The 13926-nt window shown below is 71.1% G+C and carries 15 protein-coding genes; 8 read left to right on the top strand and 7 right to left on the bottom strand.

The features are described from left to right. Window positions 1-48: 48 nt before the first annotated feature. Together CES90_RS45010 and CES90_RS45005 are read right to left on the bottom strand one after the other, a co-directional pair. Window positions 49-2301, bottom strand: coding sequence for an acetate--CoA ligase family protein (locus CES90_RS45010; protein ID WP_189785336.1), 2253 nt, complete (start codon window positions 2299-2301; stop codon window positions 49-51). 232 nt (window positions 2302-2533) lie between these two features. Then, window positions 2534-3754, bottom strand: coding sequence for a flavin-containing monooxygenase (locus tag CES90_RS45005; RefSeq protein WP_189785337.1), 1221 nt, complete (start codon window positions 3752-3754; stop codon window positions 2534-2536). Between the two features lie 419 nt (window positions 3755-4173). On the opposite strand from CES90_RS45005, the gene CES90_RS45000 reads away from it, so the two are divergent. The 4 genes from CES90_RS45000 to CES90_RS44985 are packed head-to-tail and all read left to right on the top strand — an operon-like array spanning window position 4174 to window position 6616. Further along, on the top strand, window positions 4174-4620 hold the full coding sequence (locus CES90_RS45000; RefSeq protein ID WP_189785338.1) for a DoxX family membrane protein: 447 nt from the start codon (window positions 4174-4176) through the stop codon (window positions 4618-4620). Next, window positions 4620-5063 (top strand): Zn-ribbon domain-containing OB-fold protein, encoded by a 444-nt coding sequence (locus CES90_RS44995; protein ID WP_189785339.1) that lies wholly within the window; start codon window positions 4620-4622, stop codon window positions 5061-5063. Before CES90_RS45000 ends, CES90_RS44995 begins: the two co-directional genes overlap by 1 nt. 24 nt (window positions 5064-5087) lie before the next feature. Next, on the top strand, window positions 5088-5711 hold the full coding sequence (locus CES90_RS44990) for a GNAT family N-acetyltransferase (protein ID WP_189785340.1): 624 nt from the start codon (window positions 5088-5090) through the stop codon (window positions 5709-5711). A 50-nt stretch (window positions 5712-5761) separates the two neighbouring features. Continuing rightward, window positions 5762-6616, top strand: coding sequence for a class I SAM-dependent DNA methyltransferase (locus CES90_RS44985; protein ID WP_189785341.1), 855 nt, complete (start codon window positions 5762-5764; stop codon window positions 6614-6616). Between the two features lie 13 nt (window positions 6617-6629). Here the strand turns inward: CES90_RS44985 and CES90_RS44980 are convergent, their stop codons facing one another. The 4 genes from CES90_RS44980 to CES90_RS44965 all read right to left on the bottom strand — a co-directional run bounded on the left by CES90_RS44980 (window position 6630) and on the right by CES90_RS44965 (window position 9663). Next, window positions 6630-7343, bottom strand: a complete 714-nt coding sequence (locus CES90_RS44980) for a pyridoxine/pyridoxamine 5'-phosphate oxidase (protein WP_189785342.1) — start codon at window positions 7341-7343, stop codon at window positions 6630-6632. Window positions 7344-7353: 10 nt separating this feature from the next. Further along, window positions 7354-7932 (bottom strand): YrhB domain-containing protein, encoded by a 579-nt coding sequence (locus CES90_RS44975; RefSeq protein WP_189785343.1) that lies wholly within the window; start codon window positions 7930-7932, stop codon window positions 7354-7356. Next, the gene (locus tag CES90_RS44970; protein WP_189785344.1) at window positions 7929-8354 is read right to left on the bottom strand and encodes a pyridoxamine 5'-phosphate oxidase family protein; all 426 of its coding nucleotides are present in this window, start codon (window positions 8352-8354) and stop codon (window positions 7929-7931) included. The genes CES90_RS44975 and CES90_RS44970 overlap by 4 nt, the downstream gene beginning before the upstream one ends. Before the next feature lie 106 nt (window positions 8355-8460). After that, window positions 8461-9663 (bottom strand): thiolase C-terminal domain-containing protein, encoded by a 1203-nt coding sequence (locus CES90_RS44965; protein ID WP_189785345.1) that lies wholly within the window; start codon window positions 9661-9663, stop codon window positions 8461-8463. On the opposite strand from CES90_RS44965, the gene CES90_RS44960 reads away from it, so the two are divergent. The 3 genes from CES90_RS44960 to CES90_RS44950 are packed head-to-tail and all read left to right on the top strand — an operon-like array spanning window position 9662 to window position 11809. Further along, window positions 9662-9973: a hypothetical protein gene (locus tag CES90_RS44960; protein WP_189785346.1), complete on the top strand. Its 312-nt coding sequence runs from the start codon at window positions 9662-9664 to the stop codon at window positions 9971-9973. The two genes, CES90_RS44965 and CES90_RS44960, sit on opposite strands and share 2 nt — an antisense overlap. A 40-nt stretch (window positions 9974-10013) precedes the next feature. Beyond that, window positions 10014-11318 carry an acyl-CoA dehydrogenase family protein gene (locus tag CES90_RS44955; RefSeq protein ID WP_189785376.1) on the top strand — a complete coding sequence of 435 codons (1305 nt, stop codon included), beginning with the start codon at window positions 10014-10016 and terminating at the stop codon, window positions 11316-11318. Further along, window positions 11318-11809: a nitroreductase/quinone reductase family protein gene (locus tag CES90_RS44950; protein WP_189785347.1), complete on the top strand. Its 492-nt coding sequence runs from the start codon at window positions 11318-11320 to the stop codon at window positions 11807-11809. Before CES90_RS44955 ends, CES90_RS44950 begins: the two co-directional genes overlap by 1 nt. Before the next feature lie 141 nt (window positions 11810-11950). Here CES90_RS44950 and CES90_RS44945 read toward each other — a convergent pair whose 3' ends face one another. Beyond that, a complete protein-coding gene (locus CES90_RS44945) occupies window positions 11951-12598 on the bottom strand; it encodes a TetR family transcriptional regulator (RefSeq protein ID WP_189785348.1) in 648 nt (215 codons plus the stop codon). A gap of 317 nt (window positions 12599-12915) precedes the next feature. Between CES90_RS44945 and CES90_RS44940 the strand changes: the two genes are divergently transcribed. Then, window positions 12916-13791 carry a VOC family protein gene (locus CES90_RS44940; RefSeq protein ID WP_189785349.1) on the top strand — a complete coding sequence of 292 codons (876 nt, stop codon included), beginning with the start codon at window positions 12916-12918 and terminating at the stop codon, window positions 13789-13791. The last annotated feature ends 135 nt before the right edge of the window (window positions 13792-13926 follow it).

The following is a 13926-nucleotide window of genomic DNA, read 5'->3' as shown; positions in this document are numbered from 1 at the left end:
CGGTCGGTCCGGTGGTGGTCGGCCCGGTGGTGTTCGGTCCGGTGGTGCTCAGCGGCACACCGCCAGCGCGTCCAGCGCCACGGCCCCCTGCCCCCTCGGCAGCACCATGAGCGGGTTGATGTCCAGCTCCGCGATCTCGTCCCCGAGTTCGAGCGCCATGCGCTGGACGCGGAGGACGACCTCGACCAGGGCGTCCACGTCGGCCGGGGGAGCCCCGCGGACCCCGTCCAGCAGGGCCCGCCCGCGCAGTTCGGTCAGCATCGCGCGGGCCTGGTCCTCGCCGAAGGGCGGCACGCGTACGGCGGAGTCGCGCAGCACCTCGACGAGGACACCGCCGAGCCCGACCGTGACCGTCGGTCCGAAGAGGTCGTCGTGGGTGACGCCCACGACCATCTCCACGCCCTGCTCGACCATCTGGCAGACCAGTACGCCGTCGAGGGAGACGTCCTCGTAGCGGGCGATGTCCGTCAGTTCGCGATAGGCGTCGCGGATCTGGCTGGCGGAGGTCAGGCCGATCTTCACCAGGCCGAGCTCCGTCTTGTGGGCGATCCGTGCCCCGGACGCCTTCATCACCACCGGGTAGCCGACCAGGCTCGCGGCGCGTACGGCCGCCGCCGCGCTGGTCACCAACTGCTCGCGCGGCACGCGTATCCCGTACGCGCGCAACAGCTGCTTCGCGGCATGCTCGCTCAGCTGCTGCCCCGGCCGCATCAGAGCCTGTGCCTTACGGAAGGAGGGCGAGGGGGAGCGGGGGGCCTCGTCGAAGGGGGAGCGGTAGGCGGCGGTGAAGCGGCTGTGGTCGAGGTGGGCGCGGACAGCGGTGATGCAGTTGGCGAAGGTACGGAAGGTCGCCACCCGGGACGACCCGAGCAGCGTCTCGCGGTACGCGGCCTCGGTGCCCACCGGCGACCCCCACACCACGCACACCAGCTTGTCCGTCCGCTCCGCCGCGTCCACCAGATCCTGGGCGAGCTTGTCGCTCATCGGCGGGAAGGGGCCGGTGATGGGGCAGATCAGCACGCCCACCGCCGGGTCGTCGAGGATGGCGTCGAGGATGCGGGGGCCGCGCCAGTCGCCCACGGGGTGCCCGCCGTTGTCGACGGGGTTGGCCACGCTCAGGTAGTCGGGGATCCACTGGTGCAGCTCGGCCTGCTTGGTCTCCGAGAGGGTGGGCAGGGGCAGCCCGGCTTCCGTGGCCAGGTCGGCGAAGTGCGCGCCCGTGCCGCCCGAGATCGAATAGACGACGACGCCGTCGCCGTGCGGTTGCGCCGACTCTGGGGCGCGTGTCCGCCGGGCTCGTGCCAACAGGGTGGCCGTGTCCTGGAGTTCGTCGAGCCCGTCGACCCGTATCACGCCGTACTGCCGCATCGCCGCGTCCACCACCGCGTCCGCGCCGGTCAGCTTGCCGGTGTGGGAGGCGGCGGTGCGGGCGCCGGTCTCGGTGCGGCCGACCTTGACGGCGACGACGGGGACACCGCGCCGGGCGGCCCGGTCGGCGGCGAGGAGGAAGGCGCGGCCGTCCTTGAGGCCCTCGACGTAAGCGGCGATGGCGCCCACCTCGGGCCGCTCGGCGAAGTAGGAGATGAAGTCGGCGGTCTCCAGATCGGCCTCGTTGCCGGTGGGGGCCCAGTGGGAGAGGCGGATGCCGAGTTCCTGGAGGGAGAAGACGGGGCGGCCCTGATGCCCGGACTGGGTGATGAGCGCGATCGCCGGCCCGTCGAGGTCGTCGCGGAACCGCTCGAAGGCGTTGAGGTTGGTGTTCGGCCCGAGCAGCCGCATTCCACCGGACCGCGCCACAGCGGCCGCCAGCCGCTCCTGCGCGGCCGCGCCCTCCGCACCGGTCTCGGCGAACCCGGAGGCGAAGGCGACGGCGAACTTCACCTTGGCCTCGGCCAGTTCACCGATGAGGGGAAGGGGATCGGAGACAAGGAGCACGGCCAGATCGACCTGCTCGGGCAGATCGGCGACGGAGGGGGAGCAGGGGATGCCGAAGACCGACTCACGTGTGGGATGCACGGGGTGCAGCCGGGCCCCGACCCGCTCGGCCCAGGCGATCAACTGCCGGGTGATACCGGTGTTCGGCCGCCCCTCCGCGTCCGAGGCGCCGACGACCGCGACGGACTCGGGCCGGAAGAACCGGTCCAGATCGGGGACGGCGGCGTGCAAAGGCCGCCCGCTGACGTCCAGATCACCATCCTCGGCAGGCCTGCCGTGTACGACCTGCTGCGGATGCTCGCCGCAGGCGATCACCCGGGCCCGGCGGGAGTCGGTGGTGAGGGTGCCGTGGGTTGATCCAAGCATCGGTCCGCCCGCTCCTGTGTGACAGCCAATTCACTGACGTGACGCGCTCACGTTTCCCGTAACTGACACAGCGTCAGATTTCAGGCTACTGAACTGATTCGATGTCAGGAATGGGGCGCGCAGGCAAAGTTACGCGGCGGTACGGGTGGTGTACGGGGGTTGTACCCACCGTGCGCGATCGGAACCGAGGACAGATGGGGCGGATGGGAACACTCGCGTGCCGAGGCGGCGTTCAGCGTGCGGCGCGGCCCTCCACGGTGAGCGCGTCGCGTGTGGCGACGCCGCCCCTGCGGGCGACGGTCTTGGCGATCTTCTCGGCGTCGATGGCTAGTTCGCGGAACATACCGCTGATCGGGTTGGTGTAGCCCTGGAAGTAGAGACCTAGCGCGTTGGCCGGGGTGCGGGCGCCGTGGACGAGGGGTCTGCCGCGCCCGTCCAGGACACCGAGGTGTCCGACGAGCCCCTCCAGGGCCCGCCGGTAGCCGGTGGCGGCGATCACGGCGTCGGGCTCGATACGGCTGCCGTCGGCCAAGGCGACCTTGCCGTCCTCGAATCCTTCCACAGCCCCCACGACCTCCACCCGCCCCTTCCGTACGGCGTCGATGAGGCCGACGTCCTGGACGGGGATGGACCCCTCGTTCACGCGGGAGTAGAGGCCGGTGTCGGGGCGGGCCAGACCGTGCGCGGACAGGTCGGGCACGCTGAGCTTCGCCATCGGCTTGGCGAGCCGGTCCACCAGGGCGACCGGGAGGTGCCGTACGAGGACGCCGGTGTACTGGGCCGCCCAGCCCGCCGTGGACCGGCGCACGATGTGCGGGGCGGTGCGCACGGCCAGCCGTACGCGCTCCGCGCCGCCCTCGACGAGGTCGACGGCGATCTCGGCGCCGGTGTTGCCGATGCCGACGACGAGGACGTCGCGGCCGGCGTAAGGCTTGGCGTTGCGGTACTCGGAGGCGTGCACCAGCTCACCGCGGTACGTCTCCCGGCCCGGCCAGTCGGGTACGTGGGGGGTGTGGTTGTAGCCGGTGGCGACGATCACCGCGCCGCCGGTGAGCTCGCGCCCGCCGGTGGCGTGCAGCAGCCAGCCGGTGCCGTCCGCGCTCCGCTCCACCCGGAACACCTCGACGCCGGTCACGATCTCCAGTTCGTGCACCTCGGCGTACTTCTCCAGGTACCGCACCACGTTGTCCCGCGACACCCACCGCCCGAACCGGCGCGGCATGGGCAGACCGGGCAGCCCCGACAGCCGCCGGGTCGTGTGCAGGTGCAGCCGGTCGTAGTGCCGCCGCCAGGACGCGCCCACACCGTCCGCCTTCTCCAGCACGACGGCCCGTACACCCCGCGCCCGCAACGCGTACGCCGCCGCGAGCCCGCCGGGGCCGCCACCGATGACGTAGACGGGGCGCTCGGAGGCTGGGTTCGCGGATTCCGTGGATGCTCTGGAGTCAGCCATGTGCCCGAGGGTATTCGCGCCCTCACTTGATGGGTCTCGGTCAAGACCGGAATTGGTTGCGGATTCATCACGGCTGTAGGAGGGGTGGGTGGGGTCTGTGGCGTAGGTCTCCCGGAGTGTGGGAAGGCGATGACGTACGTGGTGACGGTGCGAGGTCAGCCGTAGTCGCCACGGCTCGGCCAAGCCCCCTTACGCGGTCGTCCTCGTCGGGGAGCGGCAGGACGCCACGAGCTCACGTCCTCGGCGGACAGGCCCGGGCCTTGGTAAGCACTACACCCCTTAGGGGTGCAGTCCTGAGGTGGCGTATTGCCCTGTGAGGTTCCGTCCGTCGGTCCTTGTCTCTTGCGCATCCACCCCCCATCCGCTGAACTGACGTACCGTCAGATACTCCACGCGGATGCGGAAGGGCGGCGACGTCCATGGACTCGATCTGGCTCACCGGTGGTGAATGGCTGGCCGTCCTTCGGATCGGGCTCGGGCTGTGGTGGCTGGAGAGTTGGCGGCACAAGGACAAGAAGACCTGGTTCGAGGGGGCCGGGATCGCGTGGGCGGCGGATGTGGCGGGGAAGCATCGGTGGGAGGCGGTGCGGAGCGGGTTCGACGTGGTGGTCAAGCCACGGCCGAAGACGATGGCGTACGTCGTCGCCTACGCGGAACTCGCCCTCGGGCTCGGCCTGATCCTCGGCTTTCTGACCCCGATCGCGCTGGTCGGCGGGCTGTTGCTCAACCTGCTCTACCTCGTGCTGATGATCCACGACTGGGCCGAGCAGGGGCAGAACTCGATGATGGCGCTCATCTCGGTGGTGGGGCTGTTCGGGATGTCCTGGCAGTCGTGGTCGGTCGACGCCGGGCTGGGGCTGTTCTGATGGGCGGCGGCGGTGGCGGCGCCGTAGGCGGTGGTGTTGGCGGTGGTCGGTTCGATCTGCCGGAGGTCGACGGCTTCACCCGTACGTACTGGGACGCGGCCGCCGGCGGGCGGCTGCTTCTGCGGCGCTGCGGGGCGTGCGGACGGGCCCATCACTATCCCCGCGAGTTCTGCCCGTACTGCTGGAGCGAGGACGTGCGGTGGGAGGATGCCTCCGGGCGCGCCACGCTCTACACCTGGTCCGTCGTCCACCGGAACGATCTGCCGCCGTTCGGTGAGCGGACGCCGTACGTCCCCGCGGTCGTCGATCTCGTCGAGGGGCCGCGGATGATGACCGAGATTGTGGAGGGGGAGGAAGGGGCGCTGCGGGTGGGAATGGGGCTTCAGGTGGTGTTCCGGGACGCGGGGGAGTTCGCGGTGCCGGTATTTCGGGCGCGGGAGTGACGGCGTACGGGTTTCAATGGCCGCGTGGCCCGTACTGATGATCGATCCTCCGCCGTTCCCCGTCCGTACCCCCGCTCCGATGTGCGCGGGCACGGTCTGCGGCTCTGTTCCTGGGACCCCGAGTCCGACGCGGATGTCGACGCGTGGTTCCGGGGGCGTGATGATCCGGAGTTCCGGCGGTGGAACACGCCATGGGTGCTGGACGAGGGGCTCGACGGGGCTCGAGCCTCGTTGCGGCAGCGGGCCGAGTCCGACGCGGAGGGGCGGACGGCGACCTTCCGGGTCGTGGACGAGGCGAGCGGGGTGACGCTCGGGCAGGTCGGGTTCAGCGCCATCGAACCGTTCATGCGCAGGGCCATGGTCGGCTACTGGGTGCTGCCCGAGGCCCGAGGCCGCCGCGTCGCCACCCGGTCCCTCCACCTCGCCGCCCGCTGGGCCTTCGCCGAACTCGGCCTCCACCGCATCGAACTGGACCACGCCCTGGGCCACGACGTGTCCTGCCGTATCGCCGAGCGGTGCGGGTTCCCGGCCGAGGGGACGTTGCGCGACGCGATGTTCGAGCAGGGGCGGCACGACGCCTTCCGGGACTCCCACCTGCACGCACGGCTGGCCACGGATCCGGACCCGGAGCCGGGAGGGGTCGAGTAGCGGCGGAAAATCGCGTGCGGCTGCCGGCGGGGCGTCGGTACGGTCCCAGAATGCGCGAAACGGGATATCGCGAGCAGGAGCACCGCGAGCAGGAGCACCGTGAACAGGAGCACCGCGAGCAGGGATACGGCGACGACGGATACGCCGAGGTCGACGACCCCGACGGCTACTTCGGTGAAGCCATCGCCGCCCACTACGACGACACCTCCGACGAGATGTTCAGCCCCGAGGCCATCGACCCGGCCGTGGAGCTCATCGCCGGTCTCGCCGAGGAACATGGCAGCCCCGGCACCCCCCGCGCCCTCGAGTTCGGCATCGGCACGGGCCGTATCGCCCTCCCCCTTGCCGGCCGGGGCGTCCCGGTGCACGGCATCGACATGTCGCGGGCCATGGTGGAGCGGCTGCGCGCCAAGCCGGGCGGCGCGGACATCGGCGTCACCATCGGGGATTTCGCCACGACCAGGGTGGACGGCGACTTCACCGTCGCCTACCTCGTCTTCAACACGATCAACAACCTGACCACGCAGGACGCCCAGGTGGACTGCTTCCGCAACGCCGCCGCGCACCTCGTACCCGGCGGCTGCTTCGTCATCGAGGTCGGCGTGCCGGACCTGCGCAGACTGCCGCCGGGGCAGAACGCGGTGCCGTACCACGTGGGGCCCGATCGGCTGGGGTTGGACACGTACGACGTGGCCACGCAAGGGATGCGCTCGCACCACGTGTGGGTCGTCGACGGGCGGACGGAGTACTGGTCGCTGCCGTTCCGCTACGTCTGGCCGGCCGAGCTGGACCTCATGGCCCGGCTCGCGGGAATGCGGCTGCGCGACCGCTGGGCGGACTGGAACCGGGAGCCGTTCACGAGCGAGAGCACGAAGCACGTGTCGGTGTGGGAGAAGGTCACCTGACTGGGCAGTACAGCTAGGGCCACAGCATCTCCGTGGACCAACCATCCTCCTTCCGCCGGTAGTTGAGCCGTACGTGCCGCCGCCGGGCGTCCCCCTGGAAGAACTCCACCTCGTCCGGTTCCACCACGTACGCCGTCCAGGAGGGCACCGGCGCATCCGGCTCGCGCTCGGCCCGGGCCCAGGCGGCCTCCGACGCGCGCTCCAACTCCTCGTAGGAGGAGAGGACTTCGCTCTGCCGCCCGGTGAGGGCGGCGGCCAGCGCACCGGTGGACCGGGCGTGCAGGTCGGCCTGCGCGACCGAGGCGGGCTCGATGACCACGCGGCCCCGCACCCGTACCTGGCGGCCCAGCACGGGCCAGTAGAAGCCGAGCGCCGCGTACGGGCGGGCGGTCAGCTGTCGTCCCTTCCGGCTGCCGGAGTGCGAGGCGAAGTGCCAGCCGCGCGCGTCCACGTCGTGCAACATCACGATACGTACGTCCGGCTGTCCCTCCCCATCCGCTGTGGCCAGCGACATGGTGTGCGGCTCCATCTGCCCTGCCGCCACCGCCTCCGCGAACCACCCGACGAACAGCGCCGACGGCTCGGCGGGCGCGGCGGCCGGGTCGAAGGCCGGCAACTCGGTGACCTGCGGATCCCACACCCGCAGCGCCCGCAGGGACCGTAGGAACCCGGAGGAGAGGGAGGAGGGAGCCGGGGATGGCGAGAGGGAAGGCGTGTCGGCAGTCATGCCCCGATTGTCATCCCTCGGCCTGCCGCTCCGCCCGCGCCTCCCGGAGGGTCCGTACCGCGTCAACCGGGTTGAGAGGCAGCACGAGTTCCCTGCCGGCGAGGGCGACCAGCCGCGCGGGCACGTCCTCGCCGCCCCGCAGCGCGGTCACGTAGGCGACGGCCTCCCCGGGGCGCAGTGTCGGCACGGCCGCCCGCAGCACGCGCGTGGCGTGGAGCCGTCCGCGCGTGGCGGCGATCTCGCGGATCTCGTCGTGCAGGTCGTCCACGGCGGTGCGTACGGTCTGCCCTCGGACACGGACGCGGTAGTCGTCCTCCCAGGCCCCGGTCATGGCGGAGACCACGCCGACCGAGTGCAGCCCACCGTCGACGCGGTCGACCAGGTACGGTCCGTTGCCGATCAGCATGGTGTGCCGGTCCCCTGTGCGCACGTACTCTGCGGACTGGTAGCGGACGATCCAGACGAGCTCGTGCCGTTCCGCATCCGTCACGGTGACGGGGATGGGGTCCAGCCCCCGTGCCAGTTGCTCCTGATCCTCGCGGGCCAGCTGTTCCTCGACGATCCGGATCGCGGCGTCCCGTTCGATCACACCGTGCCCAGGTCGGAGGAGACCCACCGCTCGGGGCGCATGCGGATGATGACCTGTTCGCCGTGGTTCTTCGCGGCGAAGTCGACGTAGCCGTCGACTTTTTCGGGCGGGAGGTAGCGGGCGGAGATCTCGCGGAGGTGGTCGTGGGTGGCAGGGGTGGTGTCGATGACCGGGCCCTCGACGGAAACGTAGCGGATGGTGGGTTCGAGGCGGTCGATCATCAGGGAGAAGCGGCCCGCCGCCTGGATCAGCCGGTTCTTGCGGGTGTCCAGCCCGGTCATGATCCAGACCTCGCCCCCGGGTTCGTACTGGTACCAGATCGGGACCGTGAGCGGCGCCCGCCCCTCCCCGGCGTCCACCGCCAAGGCGGCCACATGCGCCTCGGCCAGAAACTCCTCGCGCTCCTTGCGGGACAGTGCCATGTCACTTCCTCCGGGGAACCGCTACGGGGACGTCGTCAAGTCTGCCGATTCCGTTCAGCGCGCCGTCCCCATGTCCTATTCCGGAGAAGGGGGGCCGAAGCCAACCTCACCCACGCCCCAGCACCACCGTCCCCGAAGAGCAGAACCACCCGCCCGTCCCGGACGCCACCGCCAGCCGGGGCAGATGGCCGTCGGCGGCCCGGACCTGGCGTTCGCCCGCCTCGCCGCGTAGTTGCCGTACGGCCTCGACGAGGAGGAAGAGGCCGCGCATGCCCGGGTGTTGGGCCGACAGCCCGCCCCCGTCCGTGTTCACCGGCAGATCCCCGGTCAGGGTCAGGCGGTTTTTCTCCATGAAGGCGCCGCCCTCGCCCTTCGCGCAGAAGCCGAGGTCCTCCAGGGTCACCAGGGTCATGTAGGTGAAGGCGTCGTAGATCTCGGCGAAGTCGATCTCGGAGGGGTGGACGCCTGCGCGTTCGAAGGCGAGGCGGCCGCTGATGGCCGCGGGGGAGGTGGTGAAGTCGGGCCACTCGGACATGGTGGTGTGGGAGACGTGCTCCCCGGTACCGAGGATCCAGACCGGAGCCGTGGGGCGGCAGTCGCGTACGTACTCCTCGGCCGCCAGGAGGACCGCCGCGCCGCCGTCGGAGCGTAGGCAGCAGTGGAGCTTGGTGAAGGGGTCGGCGATGGGAGGCGAGGAGAGGACGTCGTCGACGGTGATCGGGGTGCGGAACATTGCCTCGGGGTTCGCCGCCGCGTTCGCGCGGGCCTGGACGGCCACCGAGGCCAGCTGTTCCAGCGTCGTGCCGTACTCGTGCATGTGGCGGCGGGCCGCCATCGCGTACTTGGCGATCAGGGTGTGGCCGTAGGGGACCTCGAACTGGAGGGGGCCGCGGGCGCCGAAGGAGAGGTTGCCGGTGCGGCGGCCCGCCTTGATGTCGGCGCGGGCCGTTGAGCCGTAGACGAGAAGGACGACGTTCGCGTGGCCGGCGGCGATCGCGTCCGCCGCGTGGGCCGCCATGACCTCCCAGGTCGAGCCGCCGACGGAGGTCGAGTCCACCCAGGTCGGCCGCAGGCCCAGGTACTCGGCCACCTCCACGGGGGCCAGCGTGCCGAGGCCTGCGGAGGCGAGGCCGTCGATGGCCGTGTGCTCCAGGCCCGCGTCCGCCAGGGCCCGGCGGGCGGCCTGGGCGTGGAGGGCGTACGGGGTGGTCGCGTCGTTCACACGACCGCAGTCGGAGAGGGCCACGCCCACGATCGCGACCTTCCTGCGGCGGTGCTGCCGTGGTCCGCGGTCGGTCACAGAAGCCATGGAAGCCGAGGAAGCCGGGGAAGCCGGGGAAGCCGAGGAAGCCGAGGAAGCCGAGGAGGCCGCCGGGGAAGCCGGGGAAGCCGGGGAAGCCGGGGAAGCCGGGGAAGCCGGGGAAGCCGAGGAAGCCGAGGAAGCCGAGGAAGCCGAGGAGGCCGCCGAGGAAGCCGGGGAAGCCGGGGAAGCCGGGGAAGCCGAGGAGGCCGCCGAAGAAGCCGGGGAAGCCGAGGAAGCCATGAATCTGACGGTACATCAGGTAAGGGGCTGTGCATCCGGGGGTGCCCGGCCTAATATGACGAGCCGTCAGATGTGAGTAAGCAGATGGGATGAGGAACCAGCTGGGGGGCCTGCCCATGGACGCCCGCTTCACCGCCGAGCAGGAGGAAATTCGGCGCACTGTCAGGGAGTTGCTGCTCAAGCGGTGCGGTCCGGAGGAGGTCCGGGCGGCCGTGGGGACGGGCGAGGGGCACGACGCCGCGCTCTGGGCCGCCTTCGGTGAACAGCTCGGGCTGCCGGGGCTCGCTCTTCCCGAGGCGTACGGCGGTGTCGGCTGCTCTCTTACCGAACTTGCCCTGGCGGTGGAGGAGTTGGGGCGGGCGCTCGCGCCTTCTCCGCTCCTCTCCACCTCTGTCCTCGTGGCCCCCCTTGTTCTCGCCCTCGGCACCGAGGCCCAGCGCGCCGAGCTGCTGCCCCGCGTTGCCTCCGGCGAGCTGACCGCCGCCCTCGCCGTACCGGGGCCGTCTCTCGGCGTCGCGCTGGCGCTGACCGGTGACAACCGGGGGGAGTGGGCGGGGGGCGGACGGGCCGGGGGTGTTCAGGCGCGGCGCGTCGAGGGAGGCAGGGGCGGGTGGCGGTTGTACGGCGAGGTCGGGCAGGTGCTCGACGGGCACAGTGCGGGGGTGCTGGTCGTCGCCGCGCATGCCGGGGGCTTCGCTCGGTCGCGGACGTTGTTGTTCGTGGTGCGGGGCCCGGCGGCGGCGCCGGGGCTGGTGCGGGCGCGGCAGACCTCGCTCGACGAGACGCGGTCGCAGGCTCGGCTCGAACTCCGGGATGTGGAAGGGGAGTTGCTGGGCATCGACGACGGTGGCGGGGGCGAGGTGTTGGAGGCCCTCTCCGGAGTGGGCGAGGGGGCCGCCGCCGTGCTGGCCGCCGAGGCCGTGGGGGCCGCCGACCGGGCGCTGGAGCGGACGGTCGCGTATGTGCGGCAGCGGGAGCAGTTCGGGCGGCCGATCGGATCGTTCCAGGCGGTGAAGCACCGGCTCGCGGATGTGTACGTACAGGTCCAGGCGGCCCGCTCCGCGGCGTACTACGCGGCCTGGGCGGCGGCCGGCGACGGCAAGCGGGAGCGGGTCGGCGGGCTGGCGCTCGCCCAGGCCCTGGAAGCGTTGCGGATCGCCGCCGGGGAGGGTGTTCAGCTGCACGGCGGGATCGGGTTCACCTGGGAACACGAGGCCCAGCTGTACTTCAAGCGGGCGGCGGGGGACGAGCTGCTGTTCGGGCCGGTGCATCGGCTGCGCGGGCGGGCGGCCGACGTAGCGGGGGTCTTCGAGTCCGCGTCCGAGTCCGCGTCCGAGTCCGCGTCCGAGTCCGAGTCCGAGTCCGCGTCCGAGTACGAGTACGATTCCGGGTCCGGCGATCGCGAGGAGGTGCGGGGCTGATGGCTTCGAGGAGTGCGCGGGGCATGGGTGTGCGCTGGGTGCAGAAGGTGTCCTCCGCGCCGGCGTTCGCGCGGGTCGCACCGCATGTCATCCCCGCGCTCGACCGGGCGGTGCATCGGGTGACGCGGGGCCGGGTGCTGCTGAGCGCGCAGTTGTTGCCGGGAGTCGTACTGACCGCCACCGGCGCGAAGAGCGGGGTTCCGCGTCGTACGCCGCTGGCCTGTATGCCCGAGGAGGGCGGCGGGAGTTGGATCCTCGTCGGCTCCAACTTCGGGCGGACGGACCATCCCGCCTGGACCGGGAACCTGCTGGCCCACCCCGACGCCGAGATCAGCTGGAAGGGGCAGGACATCCCGGTCACGGCCCACCTCCTGGAGGGCGAGGAACGGGCGGCCGCCTGGAAGGAGTTGCTGTGCTTCTGGCCGCCGTACTCGACGTACCAGGCGCGGGTGGAGCGGGAGATACGGGTGTTCCGGATCGTACGGCGGTGATGTGGGCCGGCGGCCCTGCGGCCCTTCGGCCCTGCGGCTCGTCTGAACGCGGCAGGCGGCACACCTCCCTGAGGGTGCCGCCTGCGTGACAGGAATCGCGTCCGGGGGCGTCCCGGGGATGCGCCTCGTCGCCCCGCCCGGTTACCTCGTGGGCTTCTTGCCCGTGATGCCCAGGTGCACCAACAGGGCGAGGTTCGGCTTGAGTTCGGCCTGTTTGACGCCCCAGGTCTGGAAGCCCTTCTGGTGCGAGGAGACCGAGGCGAGCATGGCGACGAGGGAACCGGCGAGGGCCGCCGGGTTCACGTCCTTGTCGACGCGGCCCTTGGCCTGGAGGTCCCTGACCGTGTCCGCGAGGGAGTTGGTGACCGAGGTCAGGATCTTCATGCGGATCTTGTAGAACCGTTTGTCGCCCTCGGAGGCGCCCAGGTCCACGACTCTGAGGATCGCGTCGTTCTTCCGCCAGAACTCCAGGAAACCGTCGACGAGTTCCTGCGCCGTCTGCCATCCCGCCTTGCCGACCCAGGAGCGGCCTTCGAGGAGGCTGGTCAACGTGGCGCCCTCGGCGGCCATTTGCTCGGCGATCTCGAGGACGGCGCCTTCGACGTCCGGGAAGTACTGGTAGAAGGTTGCGGGTGAAGTGCCCGCTTTTCGGGCGACATCAATGACTTTGACGTCCCGGTAGGGCGACGAGCTGAGCATCTCGCTGAGGCAGTCGAGCAGCTTCTGCCGAGTCGCCTGCCCTCGCCGGCCGGCCACGCGGCCGTCGACGGTACGTACTTGTCCTGTCATGCCGTCAGCTTACCGAGGGGTGATCGAAGCGCTATTCGGCCGACTGCAAATGGGGCGTACGGGCTTCACCAAGGGGTTCTTGTCGGTGGGTGGTGGGGGATTTGGCGGGTTTCTTTCGCCCGCTGCGCCCCTTCCCAGGGGCGCAGCACCCCCTGGCCCCCGCTGATTCCGCGTGCCCGGCGCTCAAGTTGCGCCTCCGGCGCGGGTGTGGTGGCAGGTGCGGCACCCGTGTACGCGATGTGCCCGTGCCCCCCGGCAGGAGCCCAACGGTCGTCTTCAACGCGCGCACCCCCTGAACCCACCGTTAACTTGGCCCTATGGCCGAGAACGCCGCGTACGCCGTGTACGCCGAGGGTGTCCCCTGTTGGGTGGATGCTCAGCTGCCTGATGTGGAGGCGGGGAAGCGGTTCTACGGCGAGCTCTTCGGGTGGGAGTTCCGGGTGGCGCCCGGCGACGGGGCGCACGAGGTGTGGGCGTATCTCGGGGGCGATGCCGTGGCCGCGCTCGCGCCGAAGCCGGACGGACGGATGCCCACCGTGTGGACGCTGTACTTCGCCACGCCGGACGCCGTGGCGCTCGCCGCGCGGATCACCGAGGCCGGCGGCCAGATCGTCATCCCGCCCACCCCGCTCCTCGACCTCGGCACGACCGCGCTGGCCACCGACGCGGAGGGCGCGGTGTTCCGGATCTGGCAGGCGGGGACGCACGCCGGGTTCGGGCGACGGCACGAAAACGGAACGTTCGTGTGGGCCGAGTTGTACACACGGGACACCGCGGCCGCCAACTCCTTCTACGCGCGTCTGTTCCACGAGGCGCTGTTCGGCCCGGACGCCCGCCCCGACTTCGGCCGCGCCGCCCTCACCGACGTGTTCCCGGCCGAGATGCCGCCGCACTTCCTCGTCCACTTCGGGACGGACGACTGCGAGGCGACGCTCGGGGTCGTCAGCCGGCTCGGCGGGCGGGTGCAGACCGGGCCGTTCGAAACGTCGTATGGAAATGTGGCGGTCGTCACGGACAACCAGGGCGCGTCGTTCGCGCTGCTCCAACGGAGTGACGGGAGTGAGTGGCGGGAGGCGCCGCGAGAAGCGGATCAGGCGGAGCGACGCCCGGACGAGCTGCGGCAACAAGGTGACGTGCAGGGGCGTGAACAGGGGCGTGAACAAGGGCGTGAACAGGGTGAAACAGGGGGGTGACCAGGGGAATGACCAGGGGAATGACCCGCGAGGTGGCCCGGGAGCCGACCAGCGCGAGAACGCCGGATGAGCGGTAGGGGCGTGGCTGCGGACGCGCCGGTCGGAGGGGGTGTGCGCCGGTGGTACGCCGGACGC

It is taken from the genome of Streptomyces capitiformicae, from assembly GCF_002214185.1.
In the GTDB taxonomy this organism is placed as follows: domain Bacteria; phylum Actinomycetota; class Actinomycetes; order Streptomycetales; family Streptomycetaceae; genus Streptomyces; species Streptomyces capitiformicae.
The sequence above is the reverse complement of the archived record's forward strand: the minus strand, read 5'-3'. Positions and strand labels throughout refer to the sequence as shown.